The 20,587-nt window shown below is 73.0% G+C and carries 16 protein-coding genes; 7 read left to right on the top strand and 9 right to left on the bottom strand.

The annotated features are described in order from the left end of the window. The first annotated feature begins 24 nt into the window (after positions 1 to 24). Both ACWD4U_RS22765 and ACWD4U_RS22760 read left to right on the top strand, forming a co-directional pair. On the top strand, positions 25 to 225 hold the full coding sequence (locus ACWD4U_RS22765; RefSeq protein ID WP_363454897.1) for a hypothetical protein: 201 nt from the start codon (positions 25 to 27) through the stop codon (positions 223 to 225). A gap of 124 nt (positions 226 to 349) precedes the next feature. Then, positions 350 to 2,272, top strand: a complete 1,923-nt coding sequence (locus ACWD4U_RS22760) for an AMP-dependent synthetase/ligase (RefSeq protein WP_363454899.1) — start codon at positions 350 to 352, stop codon at positions 2,270 to 2,272. 72 nt (positions 2,273 to 2,344) lie between these two features. Here the strand turns inward: ACWD4U_RS22760 and ACWD4U_RS22755 are convergent, their stop codons facing one another. The 7 genes from ACWD4U_RS22755 to ACWD4U_RS22725 form a co-directional block, all read right to left on the bottom strand. Then, complete coding sequence (locus ACWD4U_RS22755; protein ID WP_363454901.1) at positions 2,345 to 3,370, bottom strand: LacI family DNA-binding transcriptional regulator; 1,026 nt, start codon at positions 3,368 to 3,370, stop codon at positions 2,345 to 2,347. Positions 3,371 to 3,395: 25 nt separating this feature from the next. Further along, positions 3,396 to 5,111, bottom strand: coding sequence for a glycoside hydrolase family 13 protein (locus ACWD4U_RS22750; protein WP_363454903.1), 1,716 nt, complete (start codon positions 5,109 to 5,111; stop codon positions 3,396 to 3,398). A gap of 43 nt (positions 5,112 to 5,154) precedes the next feature. Further along, positions 5,155 to 6,054: a sugar ABC transporter permease gene (locus tag ACWD4U_RS22745; RefSeq protein ID WP_363455116.1), complete on the bottom strand. Its 900-nt coding sequence runs from the start codon at positions 6,052 to 6,054 to the stop codon at positions 5,155 to 5,157. Positions 6,055 to 6,119: 65 nt separating this feature from the next. Beyond that, on the bottom strand, positions 6,120 to 7,070 hold the full coding sequence (locus ACWD4U_RS22740; RefSeq protein ID WP_363454906.1) for a carbohydrate ABC transporter permease: 951 nt from the start codon (positions 7,068 to 7,070) through the stop codon (positions 6,120 to 6,122). 107 nt (positions 7,071 to 7,177) lie between these two features. Then, a complete protein-coding gene (locus ACWD4U_RS22735; RefSeq protein WP_363454909.1) occupies positions 7,178 to 8,461 on the bottom strand; it encodes an extracellular solute-binding protein in 1,284 nt (427 codons plus the stop codon). Between the two features lie 298 nt (positions 8,462 to 8,759). After that, a complete protein-coding gene (locus ACWD4U_RS22730) occupies positions 8,760 to 9,830 on the bottom strand; it encodes an aldose epimerase family protein (RefSeq protein WP_363454911.1) in 1,071 nt (356 codons plus the stop codon). A gap of 101 nt (positions 9,831 to 9,931) precedes the next feature. Continuing rightward, positions 9,932 to 12,886 carry an ATP-binding protein gene (locus tag ACWD4U_RS22725; RefSeq protein WP_449787275.1) on the bottom strand — a complete coding sequence of 985 codons (2,955 nt, stop codon included), beginning with the start codon at positions 12,884 to 12,886 and terminating at the stop codon, positions 9,932 to 9,934. Between the two features lie 269 nt (positions 12,887 to 13,155). Here ACWD4U_RS22725 and ACWD4U_RS22720 point away from each other — a divergent pair, with 269 nt between their 5' ends. Both ACWD4U_RS22720 and ACWD4U_RS22715 read left to right on the top strand, forming a co-directional pair. Then, a complete protein-coding gene (locus ACWD4U_RS22720) occupies positions 13,156 to 14,199 on the top strand; it encodes a terpene synthase family protein (RefSeq protein WP_363454916.1) in 1,044 nt (347 codons plus the stop codon). A gap of 137 nt (positions 14,200 to 14,336) precedes the next feature. After that, positions 14,337 to 14,663, top strand: coding sequence for a nuclear transport factor 2-like protein (locus ACWD4U_RS22715; RefSeq protein WP_363454919.1), 327 nt, complete (start codon positions 14,337 to 14,339; stop codon positions 14,661 to 14,663). 74 nt (positions 14,664 to 14,737) lie between these two features. Here the strand turns inward: ACWD4U_RS22715 and ACWD4U_RS22710 are convergent, their stop codons facing one another. After that, positions 14,738 to 15,955, bottom strand: coding sequence for a serine hydrolase domain-containing protein (locus ACWD4U_RS22710; RefSeq protein WP_363454922.1), 1,218 nt, complete (start codon positions 15,953 to 15,955; stop codon positions 14,738 to 14,740). A 51-nt stretch (positions 15,956 to 16,006) separates the two neighbouring features. Continuing rightward, the gene (locus ACWD4U_RS22705; protein ID WP_363454925.1) at positions 16,007 to 16,336 is read right to left on the bottom strand and encodes a hypothetical protein; all 330 of its coding nucleotides are present in this window, start codon (positions 16,334 to 16,336) and stop codon (positions 16,007 to 16,009) included. Between the two features lie 113 nt (positions 16,337 to 16,449). On the opposite strand from ACWD4U_RS22705, the gene ACWD4U_RS22700 reads away from it, so the two are divergent. The 3 genes from ACWD4U_RS22700 (at position 16,450) to ACWD4U_RS22690 (ending at position 20,453) form a co-directional block, all read left to right on the top strand. After that, complete coding sequence (locus ACWD4U_RS22700) at positions 16,450 to 16,977, top strand: NUDIX hydrolase (protein WP_363454927.1); 528 nt, start codon at positions 16,450 to 16,452, stop codon at positions 16,975 to 16,977. Positions 16,978 to 17,029: 52 nt separating this feature from the next. Next, on the top strand, positions 17,030 to 17,833 hold the full coding sequence (locus ACWD4U_RS22695) for a TetR/AcrR family transcriptional regulator (protein ID WP_363454930.1): 804 nt from the start codon (positions 17,030 to 17,032) through the stop codon (positions 17,831 to 17,833). Positions 17,834 to 17,957: 124 nt separating this feature from the next. Beyond that, positions 17,958 to 20,453 carry a hypothetical protein gene (locus tag ACWD4U_RS22690; protein ID WP_449787274.1) on the top strand — a complete coding sequence of 832 codons (2,496 nt, stop codon included), beginning with the start codon at positions 17,958 to 17,960 and terminating at the stop codon, positions 20,451 to 20,453. Positions 20,454 to 20,587 lie beyond the last annotated feature (134 nt).

Genomic DNA, 20,587 nt, shown 5'->3' with positions numbered 1-20,587 from the left:
TCCCGAGCGTTCAGGAGCGACCCGATGGCCAAGGTGACGATCTCGCTCGACGCGGACCTCGCGCTCGAGGTGATGATGCGGGTCGGCACGACCAGTCCGCAGGACGCGGTGGAGCTGGTGGTGCGCGACTACCTCTCGACCGGCAGGCGCACCGAGGCGATCACCGGCAACGACCGGGAGAACGAGCGGTTCACCGGTCCCGCGCCGCAGGCCGACCAGGGCTGACGCTCCGTCAGGGAACACGCACCTTTTACACAATCTCCGGCACCGTCAAGGAACTTACCGTCTAGTAAGTTTACTGCCGAGTACCTACCCTTGGCGGACCCCCACCACCCAAGGGAGTCCGCTCATGGCACATCCCCTCGCCCGTGCCGGGCGCACTGAACACCTGATCGACCGCGTGCCGGTCCGGACCGTCCGCTCCGGCGGGCGGGTGGTCGAGGCGCACAGCCCCCACCTGGTCGCGCCGCCGGAGACCGGCAGCCTCGCCGACCTGCCCTTCCGCAACGCGCAGGAGGACCCGGCGGCCCGGGTCGCCAGCAGGCGCCGGGCCGACGGCGGTTGGGAGCACCTGACGGCCCGTCAGTTCGCCGACCAGGTGGCGACCACCGCGCGCGGACTGGTCGCGGCCGGGGTGCGGCCCGGCGACCGGGTCGCACTGATGTCGCGCACCCGGTACGAGTGGATGCTGCTGGACTTCGCGGCCTGGTCGGCCGGCGCCTCGGTGGTGCCGGTGTACCCGACCTCCTCGGTCGAGCAGGCGGAGTGGATCGTCCGGGACTCCGGCGCGGTGCTGGCGGTCGCGGAGGACGCCGAGACCGCGGAGGTGCTGACCGTCGCGATCGCCCGCACCGGCGGGACGGTCCCGCTGTGGCGGCTCGACGAGGACGCCGTCGGCGCCCTCGCCGAGCTCGGACAGGCGGTGCCGAACGCCGAGTTGGAGCGGCGGCGGGCGGCGCTCGGCCCGCGCAGCGAGGCCACCCTGATCTACACCTCGGGGACCACTGGGCGACCCAAGGGCTGCCTGCTCACGCACGGCAACTTCCTGACCGGGGCGGCGAACTGCCGGGCGCTGCTGGAACCGGTCTTCGAGGAGGTCACCGGCGAGGCTCCGTCCACCCTGCTGTTCCTGCCGCTCGCCCACGTGCTGGGCCGGATGATCCAGGTGACCTGCGTGCACGGGCGGATCCGGGTCGGCCACAGCCCGTCCCTGAAGCCCGATCAACTGCGGCCGGACCTGGCCGAGTTCGGGCCCACCTTCGTGGTCGGGGTGCCCTACCTGTTCGAGAAGATCCACCAGGTGGGGCGGGCCCAGGCGCAGGCCAGGGGCGCGGTGAAGCTGTTCGACCGGGCGGCGCGGGTCGCGGTGCGCTACGCCCGGGCCGAACTCGCCGCCCTGGCGGGCGAGGGAGGGCCCGCGCCGCTGTCGCTGCGGATGGCCCACGGCGTGTACGACGTGCTGGTGTACCGCAGGGTCCGGCAGGCGATGGGCGGGAAAATCCGGTACGCGATCAGCGGCGGCTCCTCGATCGACCCGGAGCTGCTGCTGTTCTTCGCCGGCGCCGGGGTGCTGGTGCACGAGGGCTACGGGCTGACCGAGACCACCGGCCCGTCCACCGTGAACCCGCCGCTGCGGCCCCGCCCCGGCACGGTCGGCCCGCCGGTGCCGGGCACCGCGGTGCGGATCGCCGAGGACGGCGAGGTGCACCTGAGCGGTGATCAGATCTTCGACGGCTACTACGAGTTGGGCGCGCCGCGGCCCTCCCGGCCGCGGTGGTTCGCCACCGGTGACCTGGGCCGGCTGGACGAGGACGGCTACCTCAGCATCACCGGCCGCAAGAAGGAGATCCTGGTGACCTCCGGCGGCAAGAACGTCTCCCCCGGCCCGCTGGAGGACCGGCTGCGCGCCCATCCGCTGGTCGGCCAGTGCCTGGTGGTCGGCAACGGCCGCCCGTACGTGGGCGCGCTGGTCACCCTGGACGCCGAGGCGGTCGAGCACTTCCTGGAACTGCGGCCGCAGAGCCCGCCGACCGGGACGGAGGCCGTCGACATCGCCAGTGCGATCCCGGTGCACCACGCGGTGCTGACCGAGCTGGCGGCGGCGGTGCGGGCGGTCAACTCGACGGTCTCGCGCGCCGAGTCGATCCGCCGGGTGCGCGTGGTGGCGGGCGACTTCACCGAGGAACGCGGCCTGCTCACACCCTCGTTGAAGGTCCGCCGGCTGGCCGTCGCCACCGCGTACCGCCGCGACATCGAGCAGCTGTACGCGTGAACGCCGAAGCGGCCTCCGGGAGTTGGCTCCCGGAGGCCGCTGGCGGCTTAGTGCGGCTGAGGGGTCGCCCGATCAGGGCCGGCGCGGTCCGGAGCCGGTGGAGCCGCGCATCACGAGCTCCGGCTGGAACATGAACTCCGAGCGCTGGGCCGGGTTTCCGCCGACCTCTTCGAGGAGGGCGTCGACCGCGGCGGTGGCCATCGCCTCCACCGGCTGGCGCACGGTGGTCAGCGGCGGCTCGGTGAACGCTATCAGCGGGGAGTCGTCGAAGCCGACCACCGAGACGTCCTGCGGCACCGACAGTCCGCGCTGGCGCACCGCGCGGATCGCGCCGAGCGCCATCATGTCGGAGCCGCAGACGATCGCGGTGCAGCCCTTGTCGAGCAGCGCCTGCGCGGCGGCGTGGCCGCCCTCCACGCTGAACAGGGTGTGGTGGACGAGCTCGGCGGCCTGCTCGGGGGTGCGCGCGGTGAGCTGCTGCACGGCGGCCGTGAAGCCCTCGATCTTGCGCAGCACCGGCACGTAGCGCTTCTGGCCGACCGCCAACCCGATCGTCTCGTGGCCGAGTTCGACCAGGTGCTGGACGGCCATCCACATCGCGGCCCGGTCGTCCGGGGAGATGAACGGCGCGGCGATCTTCTCGCTGTAGCCGTTGATCAGCACGAACGGGACCTGACGGCCCGCCAGTTTGGCGTACCGGTCGTGGTCGGCGGTGGTGTCGGCGTGCAGGCCGGAGACGAACACGATGCCGGCCACGCCGCGTTCGACCAGCATCTCGACGAGTTCGTCCTCGGTGGAGCCGCCCGGGGTCTGGGTGCACAGCACCGGCGTGTAGCCGTGCCGGCTGAGCACCTGTTCGATGACCTGGGCCAGCGCCGGGAAGATCGGGTTGCTGAGCTCGGGGGTGATCAGACCGATCAGCCCGGCGCTGCGCTGGCGCAGCCGGGTCGGGCGCTCGTAGCCGAGCACGTCGAGGGCGGCCAGCACGGTCTGCCGGGTGGTCGCGGAGACACCCGCCTTGCCGTTGAGTACGCGGCTGACGGTGGCTTCGCTGACCCCCGCCTGCGCCGCGATGTCGGAGAGTCGCGCCGTAGTCACGATCCCAGAGCCTATTGCAACCACGTCAGACCGCCCACCATGCGGTGCTGTCGGCCGCGAGTTCGACGCCGTCCTCCACTGCGACAGCCTCGGCGGAGGACAGCAGCATACGGCCGGGGGCGGCGATCCGGACCGCCTCGGAGGTGGTGTTCACGGTGCAGACGAAGGAGCCTTCGGCGGCGGTGCGGCGGAAGGCCAGCACACCCTCGGGGGCGGGCAGCCACTCGACCTCGGTGCCGGCGCCGAGCGCGGGCTGGGCGCGGCGCACCGCGAGCGCGGAGCGGTACAGCTCCAGGGTGGAGGTGGGGTCGCCGGTCTGGACCTCCACCGAGAGCTTGGCCCACTCGGCGGGCTGCGGCAGCCAGCTGGGGCCGCCGGGGTTCGGGCCGAAGCCGTACGGGGCCTCGGTGCCGGACCACGGGATCGGCACCCGGCAGCCGTCGCGGTAGCCGTCCTGGCCGGCCTGCCGGAAGAACGACGGGTCCTGGCGGACCTCGTCGGGCAGGTCGGTGACGTCGGGCAGGCCGAGCTCCTCGCCCTGGTAGACGTAGGCGGAGCCGGGCAGGGCCAGCATCAGCAGGGAGGCGGCGCGGGCCCGGCGCAGGCCGAGTTCGCGGTCGCCGGGGGTGCGGATCTGGGTGCCGAGGCCGGGCGGGTTGGCGAACCGGGTGGCGTGCCGGGTGACGTCGTGGTTGGAGAGCACCCAGGTGGTGGGGGCGTCGACCGGGCGCATCGAGTCGAGCGACACGTCGATCACCTCGCGCAGCGCGGCGGCGTCCCAACCGGTGCCCAGGTACTGGAAGTTGAAGGCCTGGTGCAGCTCGTCGGGGCGGACGTAGTTGGCGGTGCGCTGGACGGTGGGGGTCCAGGCCTCGGCGACGCCGATCCGCTGGCCGGGGTACTCGTCGAGGATGGCGCGCCAGCTGCGGTAGATGGCGTGCACGCCGTCCTGGTCGAAGAACGGCATCACGTCGTTGCCGAGCAGCTTGAGCTGGTCGTGGCTGCCGAGGTCGGGCAGGCCGGGGGCCTTGACCATGCCGTGCGCGACGTCGATCCGGAAGCCGTCGACGCCCATGTCGAGCCAGAACCGCAGGATGGAGCGGAACTCGTCGGCGACCGCCGGGCTGTCCCAGTTGAAGTCGGGCTGCTCCGGGGCGAACAGGTGCAGGTACCAGTCGCCCGGGGTGCCGTCCGGGTTCTCGGTGCGGGTCCAGGCGGGGCCGCCGAAGATGGACTCCCAGTCGTTGGGCGGGAGTTCGCCGTTCTCGCCCTTGCCGGGGCGGAAGTGGTAGCGCTCGCGCAGCGGGGAGCCGGGGCCCTCGCGCAGCGCGCGCTGGAACCACTCGTGCTGGTCCGAGGAGTGGTTGGGGACCAGGTCGACGATGATCCGCAGGCCCAGCTCGTGGGCGTCGCGGATCAGCGCGTCGGCGTCCAGCAGGGTGCCGAACATCGGGTCGACGGCGCGGTAGTCGGCGACGTCGTAGCCGGCGTCGGCCTGCGGGGAGGCGTAGAACGGGGACAGCCAGACCGCGTCCACACCCAGGTCGCGCAGGTAGGGCAGGCGGCTGCGGATGCCGGGCAGGTCGCCCATGCCGTCCCCGTTGCCGTCGGCGAAGCTGCGCGGGTACACCTGGTAGATGACCGCGTCCCGCCACCAGCCTCTGGAGGCCCCGGTGTTCGCAGCAGTCCGAGCGGCGGGAACGGCGGCGGGCCGGGAGGCGTCGGCCAGGTTCTGGGTCATTGGACAGTCATCCCTTGGAAGCTGTGTGGAAGGTGACGGTGGTTCAGGACTTCGCGGCGCCGGCGGTGAGGCCGGTGACCAGGTGGCGCTGCACCAGGTAGAAGACGACCGCGGCGGGGATCGCGATCAGCACCGAGGTGGCGGCCATCAGCTGCCACTGGTGGTCGTGCTCGCTGACGAACGAGGACAGACCGACGGCCAGGGTGTACTTGGAGGACGAGAGCATGAAGGTCGAGGCGTACGCGACCTCGCCCCAGGCGGTGAGGAAGGAGTAGAACGCGGCGACCGCCAGGCCGGGCCGGGCGAGCGGCAGGATGAGCCGCCAGAAGGTGCCGAACGGGGACAGTCCGTCGACCCGGCCGGCCTCGTCGATCTCCACCGGGATGGTGTCGAAGTAGCCCTTCAGCAGCCAGGCGCAGTACGGCACCGTGGTGGCGGAGTAGACCAGGACCAGGCCGGTGTAGCTGTCCAGCATCTGCAGGTTGGACAGGATGTAGTACATCGGCACGATCAGCACCGCGATCGGGAACATCTGGGTGACCAGCAGGGTCCACATCAGCTGGCGGTGGCCGGGGAAGCGCATCCGGGAGACCGCGTAGCCGGTGGAGGCGGCGATCAGCACGCCGACCACGGTGGTGCCGCCGGCCACGATCGCCGAGTTGCCGAACCAGGTGAGGAAGTCGGTGTCGCCCAGCACCTTGCCGTAGTTGGCGAAGGTGGCCTTGTCCATGATCTTCGCCGGGTGCAGGTAGTCCATGTCGTCCGGACCGAGCGAGATGTACCCGATGTACAGCACCGGGAAGAGCGCGATCAGGCTGGCGATCAGCAGCGCGCCGTGCGAGAGGACGGCGCCGAGCGGCGAGGACTCGCCGCGCGCGCGGACCTTGACGGGCCGTTCGGCGGAGGCCGGGGTCGCGGCGGGGCGGTCGGCGGTGAGGGTCATGGCGGTACCTGCCTGGTCGTGGTCCTTGGTCGGCTGCGGGGTCGTTCCGGTGCGGGCCTCGGTGCTCATCCGTTGGCCTTCTCGTTCCGGGCCAGCCAGCGGCGGTAGAAGCTGGTGAACACGATCAGGATGGAGAGCAGCAGGATGCCGTAGGTGGCGGACTGCGCGTAGTCCGCGGGCTGCTGGCCGAAGCCGAGGCGGTAGGCCCAGGTGACCAGGATCTGCGCGTCGGGGGCGCCGGAGCCGAACAGCAGGAAGATGACGGCGAACTGGTTGAAGGTCCAGATCACGCCGAGCAGCACGACGGTGGAGGAGACGGTGCGCAGGCCGGGCAGGGTGACGTAGCGGAACCGCTGCCACGCGCTGGCGCCGTCCATCTCGGCGGCCTCGTACAGCTCGGCGGGGATCGACTGCAGGCCGCCGAGCAGCGAGATCATCATGAACGGCACGCCGACCCAGGTGTTGACCAGGATCGCGGCCGCCTTCTGCGCCCACGGGTCGGCCAGCCAGCTGGGTTCGGGCAGGCCGACGGCGCCGAGCAGGCCGTTGAGCGCACCGCCGTCGGCGAGCATCAGGCGCCAGGAGAAGACGGTGACGAAGGTCGGCACCGCCCACGGCAGGATCAGCACCAGCCGGTACAGGCCGCGGCCGCGCAGCTTGCGGTTGAGCAGCATGGCCAGGCCCAGGCCGATGGTGTAGTGCAGGACGACGCAGATCACGGTCCACGCGACGGTCCACACGAAGTGCGACCAGAACCGGTCGTAGGCGGTCGGGCCCCACAGCACGTCCGCGTAGTTGTCGAGTCCGACGAACTTGAAGCTGTCGGGGATGTGGTTGACGCCGATCTGCCGTCCGACGTTGAGGCTGTTGGCATCGGTGAGGGTCAGGTACACCCCGCGGACCAGCGGGTAGCCGACCAGCACCCCGAGGACGATCGCGACCGGCGCGATCATCGCGTACGCGTACCAGTACTTCGAGTACGACAGCCTGATGCGCTGTGCGACCGCAACTGCCATGGGTTGACACCTTCTCCGGGAGGTCCGCCGCCTGCCTCGGCGACTGCTGCTTGGTGTGACGGGCGCCGCCCGGCCCACTGTCAGGTGTGGGCCGGGCGGCAGGTCTGCTACTTGGTGAAGTCCGGCAGGAGCTTCGCGTAGTCGGTGGCGGTGGCGTCCAGGCCGGCCTTGGTGTCCGACTGGCCCTGGACGATCTTGCCGAGGTTGGTGCCGAAGGAGCCGAACAGCGAGGCGTACTCGGGCAGTTCGGGGCGCGGCTGGGCGGAGGTGAGGATCGCCTGGAAGTCGGCGATGCCCGGGTTGGCCTTGACCTCGGCGGTGTACGCGTCGGTGCGGGTGGGCAGGGTGCCGTTCTTCAGCGCGAGGAAGGTCTGGCTCTCCGCCGAGGTGAGGAACGCGGCGAGCTTCTCGGCGGCGGCCTTGTGGGCGGCGTCGGAGCCGGCGTACACCGAGACGTTGTGGCCGCCGGTGGGCGCGCCGCCCTTGCCGGTGGAGCCCTTCGGGACGGCCGCGATGCCGAGGTTCTTCTTGTCGGCGAAGGCGGTGCCCTTGTAGACGTTGGTGACCTCCCACGGGCCCTGGATGATCGCCGCGACCTTGCCGCTGTTGAAGGCGTCCATCATGTGGGCGTAGGAGTCGGTCGTGACGTCGGCCTTGACGGTGCCCGGCGCGGTGAACATCGACTTGTAGGTCTCGATGGCCTTGACGGCCTCCGGCGAGTTGACCGTGACCTTCTTGCCGGCCGCGTCCACCATGTTGGTGCCCTCGCCGTACAGGAACGGCATGGCGTAGTAGCCGTCGCCGGCGCGCATCCAGAAGCCGTCGACGCCGGCCTTGTCCTTCAGCAGCGCGGCGTCGGCCTTGAGCTCGTCCCAGCTGGTCGGCGCGGCGGTGATGCCGGCCTTGGTGAAGAGGTCCTTGTTGTACATCAGGGCCAGGGTGTCGGTGACCAGCGGCACGCCGTAGGTCTTGCCCGAGTACTTGGCCTGCTGGATCAGCGAGGGCTGGAAGACGGAGGCGTCGGTCAGCGCGGGGGTGCCGTCCAGTGCCTCCAGGTAGCCGGCCTTGGCGAAGGCGGAGGTCCAGCCGACCTCGGAGCGGAAGGCGTCCGGCGCGCCCTTGGCGCCCATCGCGGTCTGGAGCTTGTTCTGCGCCTGGTCGAACGGCACGTTGACGAAGTTGACCTTGATGTTCGGGTTCGCGGCCTCGAACTTCTTGACCAGCTCCTGGTAGTTGGGAGCCTCGTTGGTGGCGTTGGAAGTGTCCCAGTAAGTGATGGTGACCGGTCCGCCGTCGCCCTTGGCGTCCGAGCCGGAGCCGCTGCTGCCGCAGGCCGCAAGAGTGACCGCAAGAGCCGCAACGAGAGCGGAGGCCGCGATGCCACGCCGCATGGAAACTCCTAGGAAAAGTGGGGGTGCCCGAGATGGTGGAGGACGGCGCATAATGGCTGTCCCGAGCCGACTGCGCCGTTGCGGCCGTCGGGCTTGACCAGGAACGTAACAGCGGGGCGAGCACAGCTGAAAGTCCTTGCAGCAAGTTTCTGCAAGATGACGGGGATCGTTACGTCTACGTGTCCTGAGAGTTGCCGTCACGCGTCTTGACGATCTGCCGCTTGCGGAAAGGCCTTGCAGCGCCCGGGCACGCGAAAGGCCCCGGGGGCGCTTCCCCGGGGCCTTCGTGGAGCGGACGTCAGCCGGTGGTGCCCAGGCGCAGCACCGTGGTGGAGCGGAACTCCTGCCCCGGCCGCAGCTCGGTCGACGGGTAGGACGGCTGGTGCGGGGAGTCGGGGTGGTGCTGGGTCTCCAGGGCGACGCCCGCGTACGGGCCGTAGGCCACCCCGGACGGGCCGGTGACCGCGCCCGCGAAGCCGTTCGCGGTGTACACCTGCAGGCCCGGCTCGGTGGTCAGCACCTCCAGGGTGCGCCCGCTGCCCGGGTCCTCCAGCAGCGCCGCCCGCACCGGCGGACCGTCCGCCGGGCGCTCCCGCAGCACCCAGTTGTGGTCGTAACCGCGGGAGGGCTTCAGCTGCGGGTGGCCGTCGGCGATGTCCTTGCCGATCGGCCGGGCGGTGGTGAAGTCGAACGGGGTGCCCGCCACCGGCGCGTACGGGCCGTACGGGATCTGCCGCTCGTCGACCGGGGTGTAGGCGTCCGCGTCCAGCGTCAGCAGGTGGCCGAGCACGTCGCCGCTGCCCTCGCCCGCCAGGTTGAAGTAGGCGTGGTTGGTCAGGTTGACCACGGTGGGCTTGTTGGTGACGGCCCGGTAGGAGATCGACAGGTCGGCGCCGGCCAGCACGAACTCGACCCACACGTCCATCGCCCCGGGGAAGCCCTGGTCGCCGTCCGGGGAGTGCAGGTGCATCCGCACCCCGCCGGGGATCTGCTCGGCCTCCCAGACCCGGTGCGAGAAGGAGTCCGGGCCGCCGTGCAGGGTCACGCCGCCGCCGGTCGGCATCAGCGGGTGGTCCTCGCCGTCCAGGGTGATCCGGCTGTCGGCGATCCGGTTGGCGTACCGGCCGACGGACACCCCGTAGTGCTTGGCCGGGCCGAGCAGCGCGCCCACGTCCCGCGTGGTGAGCAGCAGTTGGGCCGGGGTGCCGGTGCGGTCGGGGGCGGTCAGGGTGTGCAGGGCCGCGCCGAGGGTGATCACGGTGGCCTCGATCGGGCCCGAGCGCAGCGTCCACCGCTCCAACCCCATGCCGGGCCCGGAGGAGTCGAACGGCGCCCGATGCACCTCGGTGGGTTCGACCGATGCGGTCATGACCTGCTCCTCACTCTTGATCACCCTGCCCGGCCAGGGTAGCCCGCCCCGGCCCGGGCGGCGGTGACCCGCCCCCGCGCGCCGGGGCGACCGGCAAGGTGTCAGTCAGCCTGCCCGGGGCCGGTGGTGGGCAATCCGAGCGCCGCGGCCAGGCCCTCGGGGCCGGTGCCGAGCTTGCGGTGGACGGCCGCGAGCCGCTGCTTCACCAGCGACACCGGGACGCCCAGCTGCTCGGCGATCCGCTGCGGCGGCACCTGGAGCACCGCGAGCTCGGCCACCGCCCGCTCCTGCGGATTGAGTGCCTCTTTGGCCGGCAGCAGCACCCGGTTGGGCTGCAGCCCGGAGCGCGCCAGCACGTTGCGGGCCCGCACCACCAGGCCGTCGGCACCGCAGTGCTGCGCCAACTCCATTCCCTGGTACAGCAGTTCGGCGGCGTCCACGGAACGGCCGACCTGCACCAGGGCGGCACCGAGGTCGACCAGCGCGTGCGCGTGCTCGTAGGACGCCGGGGAGCGGCCGAGCCAGGCGACCGCCTCCGACAGCAGCTCGACGGCGCGCGGGCCCTCCCACACGCTGGCGGCCAGCCGCAGCGAGGTGCCGATCGCCGACGGCGAGCCGGACAGCCGGGCCCGGCTGATCGCCTCGTCACCGTTCTTGCGGGCCGACGGCACGTCACGGTGCGCCATCGCGACGGCCAGGTGGCCCGCCCACGGGGCGTGCACGGTGGAGCGCCAGCCGCGCCGGTCCAGCCGCAGGCCGGTCTCGGCGAGCACCTCGACCGCCATGTCGTACTCGCCGCGGGAGATCAGCAGCTTGCCGTAGATGGTGGCGACGTCCGGCAGCAGCAGCGCGGTCTGGTGGTACGGCGGCGTGAAGCGGTACTGCTCGGCGACCTCCCAGGCCTCCTCGTCGCGGCCGCGGGCGAGCAGGGTGTCGATCAGCGCGCCGACCAGGTTCCACTGCAGCGGCAGCCCGCCGCCCATCCGGTCGGCGATCCGCAGGCCGCGGCGCAGGAAGTCCTCGGCCTCCGGCAGGAAGCCGCGGCGCAGCCGGGCGAAGCCCATCAGGAAGTAGGCGAAGCCGCGGTGCGCGCCGCTCCACCCGGCGATCTCGAACTCCAGGATCGCGGAGGAGAACAGCTTCTCGGCGCGGGCGAGTTCGTCGTGGTAGGCGTAGCAGAGGCCGAGCAGCGCGGGCAGCTCGAAGTTCCAGGTGGTGTTGGTCCACCCGAGGCTGCGCGGCAACCGGCCGTCGGCCAGGGCGAGTTCGGCCTCGCGCAGGGTCTCCGGGGCGGGTGCGCCCTGCAGCGTGAGGTCCCAGGCGCGCAGCGCGTGCACCGGGCGGGCGGCCTCGCTGTCCGGGTCGACCTGGGTGGCGAGTTCGGCGAGCTGGCGGGAGCGGGCCGGGCCGTCCTCCTCGTCGCGCTGCAGGGTGGTGTACAGCAGGTGGGCGACCGTCAGGCGGAGCTTGCCGAGGCCCTCCGGGGTGTGCTCGGCCTCGTCGCGACAGAGTGCGGCCGCGCCGTTCAGGTCACCGCCGTGGGCGATCACCTCGGAGAGCCGGAACACCGCGTCGACCCGCAGGTCGGAGCTGAGGCCGCCTTCGATGGCGAGCGCCAGGCGCAGCTGGTTGGCGGTGGCCTCCGGGTCGGTGAGCAGCGCGGCGCAGCCGAGTTCGTACAGCACCTCGGCCCGGTCGTCCTCGTCCGGCGGCTCGTTGAGGGCGCGCTCCAGACAGCGGCGGGCGGCTTCGGGCGCGCCGATGGCGAGGTTCTCGGCGGCGGCCCGGCGGAGCTTGCGGACGATGGCGTCGTCGCCCTCGCCGGGGTGGGTCTCCAGCAGGTGCCGGGAGGCGGCGATCAGCGAGCCGCCGGTGTTCTCGATGACGGTGGCGGCGATGCCGTGCATGGCGGTGCGGGTGCTGGGCGACATCGACTGGTAGATGGAGGTGCCGATCAGCGGGTGGACGAACTCCAGTCGGCCGTTGGGCTGGCTGGTGAGCACCCGGTGGCGGCGCAGCTCGCGGACCGAGTCGGCGGCCTGGGCGGGACCCTGGGCGCAGATCGCGGAGGCCAGCTCCTCCTTGATGTCGGTGCCGAGCAGGGCGGCGGCCCAGGCGAACCGGATGGTGGTCGGCCCGAGCTTGTCCAGCCAGTAGTCGCGGCCCTGGCCGCGGGCGGCCGCCGCGAGGTCGCGCAGCCGGGGCGAGTTCTCCTCGACCGGTTCGAGGCTCTGCTCGCGGATCTCGCGCAGCAGGGCCACGGTGTCGAACGGGGCGCCGGCGGTGACCGCCCAGACCTGCCGGCAGAACGCGTCGTCGGCGTCGGCGAACTCGGTGTGGACGAGCTCGGCGACCGAGACCGGGTTGAGCGGCATCAGCTCGTGGCGGCGCACGGCCATCCGCTCGATCTGCGCGGCCAGCGGGCGGGCCTCGTCCTCGAACTCGTGCCGGTAGGCGAAGGCCAGCAGCACCGGCAGTTCGCGGGCCCGCGCGGCGAAGGCGTGCAGCCAGGTCAGCGACTCCATGTCGGCCCAGTGCAGGTCGTCCACGGCGACCACCAACGGGGCGCGGCGGGGCGCGAGTTGGGTGATCACGAAGTCCAGGCCGTCGCGGATGCCCTGCGGGTCGATCCGCTCGATCTCGTCGGACGGCGGGGCCAGGCCGACGGCCGGCGCGACGATGTTGTACCAGTTGCCGAAGACCTCGGACCGCTCCTCCTCGCTCAGACCGCCGAGCACCGGGAGCAGCAACTGCCGGAGGACGCGGAAGGGTTCCTTCTTCTGGCGCTCGCCGCCGCGGGCGAACAGGACGGTGCTGTCCTTGCGCTGCCCGGCGATCCGCCGGACCTGTTCGAGCACCGAGGTCTTGCCCATCCCGGGCGGTCCGGAGAAGACCAGCAGTTCGCCGATCTTGGTACCACCCGCGGCGAACTCCCGGCACAACCGGTCCACGGCCTGTTCGGCGGAGCGCAGTTCGATGTCCCGCTCCCACAGCCGCACGTCGACCGTCTCGGGGCCGACCTCCCGCTCCTGCGGCCCGCTCTGCTCTTCGGCCACGCCCGTCCCTCCGCCTCGCCGTCCCGGCACTCCGTTTCCGACCTTAGCGCCGTCGCGCCCGGCGCGGGCGACGTTCGCGCAGGCGGGCGACCTGACGGAGGGTTAGACGACCTGGCCTGGGGCAAATGCCTTACTACCCCTGACATCTGATGATCCGATCGGATAATGTTCGGGCCTCAGGGGTGTAGTTGATCTTAGTGGGAGAGGCCACCGCCGGCGCCCACCCTCAACAGTTTTGACGCACCGGCAAGAGGCGCTCTGGAGACACGTTGGCTGCCATCCCCCCGCTGTTCTGCCCGATCCCGTCCGCCTTGCACCCGGACCACGAATCGGTCGGGAAGAGCACGGAGCTGTGGCTGGAGACGATGGGCTTCAGCACGGACCCGGAACAGCGCCGACGACTGCTGGCGATCGGGGCACACGAATTCGTCTGCCGAATCGCCAGGGACGCCGAGGGCACCACGGGACTCGAACTGGTCTCACAATGGCTGTGCAGCATGCTCACACTCGACGACGAGTGGGACACCGGCGAGTTGAACCGCGACCCTTCGCGTGTACTCACCATAGCAGCCACGCTACTGGCCGTTATCAACTCGCCGAATTCTCACCTGCACCAGACCGACCGCTACGGCGAGTCGGTCCGCGACGTCTTCCGGCGGGCCCGCGAGTGGGCCCCCGCGCCGACCGTGCGGCGCTGGGCGGACAGCCAGCTGGAGTCCTTCATGGGCGCGGCGACGGTGGTCGCCTTCCGCGCCGAGGGCAAGACGATGTCCCTCGCCGAGTACCTCACGGTCGGGCCGCTGGACCGCGGCAGCCGCTCCTGCATCGACATCATCGAGGTCTGCGAGCGCACCTGCCTGCCGCAGTCCCAGCTGGACTCCCCCCGGGTGCACGCGCTCACCCAGGCCGCCAAGTTCCTGGTGCTGATCGCCGCCGACCTCTACTCCTACCGCCGCGAGGACAGCCAGGGCGCGCTGCAGAGCAACATGGTCGACGCCGTCCAGCGCCACCTGGCCTGCGACCGGGAGCGGGCGCTGCACGAGACCGCCGCGCTGCACGACCGCACCATGTGCCTCTTCCTCCGGCTCGCCGACCGCACCTCGCGCCGCGCCGGGCCCGAACTGCGGCGCTACGTCCGCCAGTTGTCCAACCTGGTGAGCGGCAACCTGGAGTGGGGCTTCACCTCGGCCCGCTACGCCCCCCGGCAGCCCGGGACGATCCCGGTCGCCGAACGCGCCGACCGGCCCGCCGACGGCCGGCTCACCCCGCCGCCCTACCCGGAGATCTCCTGGTGGTGGGACCAGCTCTGGTGACCCGCCCCTGACGGATCGGCACACTCCGGCACCGGCGAACGGGTGAAATCCGGGTGGACCAAGGCCGCTGGCGGACGGCGGCCGGACGGGTCTCACTGGAGTCACACCCGTTCCGACGACAGGGAGCACCACCAGCCATGACCATCGCCATCGACAAGCTCTCCGATCCGGCCGTCCGCCGCCTGCTCGGGGCGGTCAACTCCGGTGACCGGGACGCCTTCTTCGCCGCTCTGACCGAGGACGCCACGATGTCCGACGACGGCTCGGACCGCGACCTGGCGCAGTGGGTCGACCGGGAGATCTTCTCCTCGCACGGGCACATCGACGTGCAGACCGAGAAGTCCGGCGGCCGGGCGGTGGTCGCCGACTACCGCAACGACACCTGGGGCGAGATGCGCACCGCCTGGCGGTTCACCGTCTCCCCCGACGGGCGGGTCAGCCGCTTCGAGACCGGCCAGGCCTGACGGGCCGTACGGTGACCCGGCGTCAGCGGTGACCCGGCGTCAGCAGTAGCCCGGCGCCGGCGGCGGCGCAGGGCTCAGCGCGCCGCGAGGCACTCCCGGACGGCGGCGATCAGCGTCCGGGAGCGGATGTCGCCGGTGACGCCGGGCTGCATGCCGTTGGTGACGTAGCCGAAGCCGATGCCCAGCTCCGGGTCGGCGAAGCCCAGCGAGCCGCCCCGGCCGGGGTGGCCGAAGCTCGCCGGGGAGGCCATCGGTGACGTGCCGCCGTGCCGGAAGAAGCCCTGGCCGAAGGTGGTGTTGACGATCAGCACCCGGTCCGGCCCGTGCACCGAGGGACCCGTCGCCTCGGCCAGGGCCTCCTTCCCGAACAGCGCGGGCAGCCGCTCGCCGGGCGCCCCGTGCCGGTCGGCGGCGCCGATCAGCGCCGCGTAGAACCGGGCCACCGCGCGGGCGGTGCCGATGCCGCCCGCGCCGGGCACCTCGACCGCCTGGACCGCCGGATCGTTCAGGTCCACGCTGCTGCGCACGGAGCCGAAGGAGCGGGCGGTCAGCGAGCGCGGGTCGCGGTAGGCGTCCACCACCGACTGCTTCGGCCGCATCCGCATCCCGTTCGGGCCGACCTTGGCGGCCTCCGGCGCGGGCAGGTCGACCAGCCGGCCGACCCGGGGCGCGGCCCCGGCGGGCAGGCCGATCCACAGGTCGAGGCCGAGCGGACGGGCGATCTCCTCGGCGAAGTAGTGGCCGACCGTCTGCCCGGAGACCCGCCGGACCACCTCGCCGACCAGCCAGCCGAAGGTCAGCGGGTGGTAGCCGTGCGCGGTGCCCGGCTCCCAGGCGGGGGCCTGCGCGGCGACCGCGGCCGCGGCGGGCTCCCAGGCGAGGACGTCCTCGATCCGCAGCGGCACGTCCAGCGCGGGCAGCCCGGCCTGGTGCGAGAGCAGCCAGCGCACCGGGATCCGGTCCTTGCCGGCCGCCGCGAACTCCGGCCAGTACCCGGCCACCGGCGCGTCGAGGTCGAGCAGGCCGCGCTGGGCGAGGTGCAGCGCGGCGGCCGCGGTCAGGCCCTTGGTCACCGAGCGGAGCACCTGGGCGGTGTCGGCCGTCCAGGGCACCGCGGGGGCGGGGCGCGCGCCGACCTCGGGCCGGGCGTCGCCGGCCCACAGGTCGACCACCTTGCGGCCGTCCGCGTACAGCGCGAAGGCCGCGCCGAGCTCGCCGTACTCCCGGAAGTTGCGCGCGAACGCCGCCCTGACCGGCTCGAACCCGCCGGCCGTCTCGCCCTGGATCTCCACCCGCCCACCATACGAGCAGGTCGGCGGGGCGGGCCGCCCGGGGCGGGGGTGCTACTCGACCGTCCAGCCGATGTGGCCGATGCCGGTGCTGTAGAAGGCGCAGTGGCCGGAGGACTCCTCCGTCCGGCCCGGCTGCGCGGTCACCGAGTTGCCCGTGACGTCCGGCGCGAGGCCGCAGACGATGTCGGCGTGGAAGGTGACCGGGGCGCCGGTGTTGTTGGTGCAGTCCACCCCGCCGTACAGGTCGTCGTTGTTGTGCACCCAGGTGTAGCAGTCCAGGCCCGAGCGGACGGCGGCGGGAGCGGGGGCCGCCAGCGCGGGCAGCGCGGGCACGAACAGGGCGACGGCGACGGCGGCGAGGACGGTGAGGCGGTTCTTCAACGGGGCTCCTGGTGCGGGGAACTGACGTGTCGTCGGGATTCCTCCCCCGGCCAGGAGGTGCGTATACCAACTCTTTCGGGTGATCCCGCCGCCCGCACCGGCACAATGCCGGTATGACCGAACCCACCACCAACCCCGGCGACGAGATCCTCGACGTGGTCGACGAGCAGGACCGGGTGCTGCGCACCGCCCCGCGCTCCGAGGTCTACCGCGACGGGCTGATCCACCGCTGCGTCTTCGTCCTGGTCCGCGACCCGCAGGGCCGGATCTTCACCCACCGGCGCACCGACACCAAGCTCTTCGCCCCCGGCGCCTACGACTGCTTCGTCGGCGGCGTGGTCGGCGCGGGCGAGGGCTACGCCGACGCCGCCGTCCGGGAGGCCGAGGAGGAGCTCGGGGTCACCGGCATCCGCACCCGCCCCCTGTTCCGGTTCCTGTACACCGACGGCGACCGGTACAGCTGGTGGTCGGACGTCCACGAGGCCGAGTGGGACGGGCCGGTCGACCCGCAGGTCGAGGAGGTCGCCTGGCACGGCTGGCTGACCGAGCAGGAACTCGCCGAGCACCTCGCCACCCTCGACTTCGTCCCGGACGGCCGCGAGGCCTACCGCCGCTACCTCCTGCATCGCACCACGGGCTGACCAGCACGCCCGCGCTGTCCCCACCCGGCACCGACGAACTAGGGTGGAGCGCATGGCTTCCCGTACGCCGTCCGTGGCGCCCAGGTCGGACGAACCGCGCACCGCCCGTGGCACGGAGCCGCGAGCCCCGCGGCGGCGGCTCAGCGTCGACGAGCGACGCGAACAGCTGATCGCGGTCGCCCTCGAACTGTTCTCGGCGCAGGCCCCCGAGGACGTCTCGATCGACGACATCGCCGCCGCCGCGGGGGCCTCCCGGCCGCTGGTGTACCACTACTTCCCCGGGAAGCAGGCGCTGTACGAGGAGGCGCTGCGGCGGGCTGGCCGGGAGCTCTCGACCCGCTTCGAGGAGCCCGCCGACGGCCCGCTCTCCGAGCGCCTGTACCGGGTGATGGGCCGTTACCTGGACTTCGTGCAGAGCCACGCGGCCGGCTTCACCGCGCTGCTGCGCGGCGGCTCGGTGACCGCCAGCCCGGACGCCGACGCCGTCATCGACCAGGTCCGGCGGTCCGCGGCCGAGCAGATCCTGCGCCACCTCGGCATCCCCGACCCGAGCGCCAACCTGCGCCGTACCGTGCGCGCCTGGATCGCCAACGCCGAGATCAGCTCGCTGGACTGGCTCACCGACCGGCCGGTCCCGGTCGAGACCCTGCAGCTCCAGCTGGTCCAGGAACTGGTCGCCGCGCTGGCCGTCGCGGCCGGCCGCGAGCCCGAACTCGCGGGCTTCCTCACCGAGTTCTTCGCCGCCGAGCAGCCCGACGGACCCACCGGCCGGCTGGTCCGCGACCTGGCCGCCACCCTCTCCGCCCCAGGCCTTGCCGAGACCCTGCTGCGACTGGCCGCGCCCCCCACCGACTGACGAGCCGTCACCCGCTCCCCGCTCCGCCAGGCCCCACTCCCCCGGCACACGATCTACCCCGTCCGCCGGGTCTGGTAAAAAGTGGCTGGACCTGTCCACACCCGAGAGCGAGGGGGCTCGGCGCATGACGCAGGACGGCTTCGCCGCCGCAGACCGGATCACGGCGACCCTGGACGCGGTCTCCGCCGCGCTCCTCGGCAGCCGCGCCACCCACTACCCCGCCGATGCGCTGACCGCGTTCCGCCGGAGCCCGCACCCCGCCGCGAAGGCGCTGTTCGGGCTGCGGGTCAGCCCGGTCGGACCGGGCCTGCTGACCGTGCTGAAGCTCGGCACCGTGGTCGAGGCCGCCGCCTCCCGCCGCCCGAGCCCCGGTGCCGGGCGGGAGGCGCTGCCGGTGCTCGCGCAGCGCTTCGGCGGCTCGGCCCGCGGCCTGGCCGACACCACGTCAGCCGCCGCCCTGCAGCTGCCCGCCGCACCGGAGCCGGCCGACGAGAAGCTGCGCCCCGCCTTCACCCGGGCGCTCGCCGCGCTGGCCGAGCCGCGGGTGACGGTGAACCCTGACGAACTGTCGACGGGCGCGGGCGTGGAGGCCCGGCTGGTGCTGCCGCCGGCCTTCCACCCACTGACCGTACGCGGCGCCGGGCCGGCGCTGGCCGCCCATCTCGTCGAGTCCGCCGAGGAGTTGTTCGCCGGGGCGAGCGCCGCCGAACGCTTCGACTGGGCGCTGGTCGCCGCCCTGCTCGCGGAGGAGTTCGCCGCCGCGCAGGTCGCCTACGCCGGTGTCGGCGCGCTGACCGTCGACGGGCGCCCGTCCCGGGTCAGCCTGGTGGTGGCCACCGCGCACCGCCCGCAGCCGATCCAGGAGTTGGCGCTGGCGCTGTCCACCGAGCGCCCGCACGCCGAGGTCTGGACGGTGCTGCTGCCCGCCGGCCCCGCGGCGGTGCTGGTGGAGGCCAGGACGGTACCGGTGCCCGCCCCGCTGAGCGGCGACGGCCGGCGCAGCTGGGTGGTCAGCTCGGTGGTCGAGGCCTTCGTGCCGATGCCGGACGGCGCGACCGTGCTCACCGTCCAGCTCTCCACCCCGAACAGCGAGGACTGGGAGCTCTACACCGGCGTCTTCGCCGACCTGCTGTGCCGCCTCCAGATGGCCTGGGACGGCGTCGCCGCCGCGGTGACGCCCGGCCCCGCGACGGCAGCTGCCGCGCCGTCGACGCCGGTGGCCTCGCCGCCGCCCGCCCCGGCTCAGCCGGTGCAGACGCCGCCCGTGCAGACGCCGCCCGTGCCGGCTCCTGCCGCATCGGCCCCGGCCGCGCCGCCCGCCGCCTCGGTGCCCGCCGTTTCGGTGCCCGCGCAGGCCAGCGCCTCGCCGCCGCCCGTCGCCCCGGTGGCCCAGCCCGACCCGGACGCGGGTACCCCGGTGCGCGTCCCGGCCGCCGACTTCAACCCGTTCGCGACCCCGGCGCCCGCCGATCTGCCGGCCCAGCCGACCCCGGTGCTCGCCTCGGCCGACCCGTTCGGTTCCCCGGCCGCCGACCAGTTCGGCGCTTCCGCCGCCGACCAGTTGAGCGTGCCCACGCCGGCGCCTGCCGCCCCGCGCGACGAGGTGCCGCCCTCCGCCAAGGGCACCCCGGTGCGCGTCCCGCCCTCGGACTTCAACCCGTTCGCACCTCCGGCACCGGCACCGGCCCCGGCCGCTGCCGCACCGGCCGCCGCTCCGGCCGCCGCCGAGGACGACGACCTGCCCGGCAAGGGCACCTGGGTCCACGTCCCCCCGGCCGACTTCAACCCCTTCGCCCAGACCACTCCGCCGCCGCCCGCAACCCCGGCCCCCGCCGCACCGGTCGCCGATCCGTTCGGCTCTCCGGCCGCCGATCCGTTCGGTTCCCCGGCCGCCGACCCGTTCGCGACTCCGGCCGCGGCCGATCCGTTCGCCGCGGCGGCCGCGCCGGTGGTGGAGGAGGAGGAGAACGAGCTGCCGGGCAAGGGCACTTGGGTGAAGGTGCCCCCGCCGGACTTCAACCCCTTCGCACCCCCGGCCCCGCCGACCCAGGCCGCCGCTCCGGCCGCCGCCGAGGACGACGACCTCCCCGGCAAGGGCACCTGGGTCCACGTCCCCCCGGCCGACTTCAACCCCTTCGCCCAGACCACTCCGCCGCCCGCCACCCCGGCCGCCACCGCACCCGCCGCGGCACCGGCACCCGTCGCTCCGGCGCGTCCGGCCAACGCCGACCCGTTCGGAACGGTGATCTCGGTCGAGCCCCCCGACCCGTTCGGCACCACGCTCGGCTCGGCCCCCGTGATCCCCCCGAAGCCGACCACCCCGCCCATGACCCCGCCCCCGCCCGCCGCGGACGAGGACGACAACGCCCTTCCCGGCAAGGGCACTTGGGTGAAGGTTCCCCCGCCGGACTTCAACCCCTTCGCACCCCCGGCCCCGCCGACCCAGGCCGCCGCTCCGGCCGCCGCCGAGGACGACGACCTCCCCGGCAAGGGCACCTGGGTCCACGTCCCCCCGGCCGACTTCAACCCCTTCGCCCAGACCAGCCCGCCGCCCGCCACCCCCTCCGCCGCCCCGCCGCCCGCGCCGTCGGCCCCGCCCGCAGCGAGGCCGTTCGGCTGACGACGCGTCAGCGCCGCTCCGGGCCCCGTCAGGTGCCCGGAGCACGGCACCACGTGTCGGACGGCCGGTGGATCCGGGGATCCCCTAAGCTCGCTTCGCCACCCTCACCCCTGATCGGCGGAGGACAGTACGTC

It is taken from the genome of Kitasatospora sp. NPDC002522 (genome assembly GCF_053595195.1).
The sequence above is the reverse complement of the archived record's forward strand: the minus strand, read 5'-3'. Positions and strand labels throughout refer to the sequence as shown.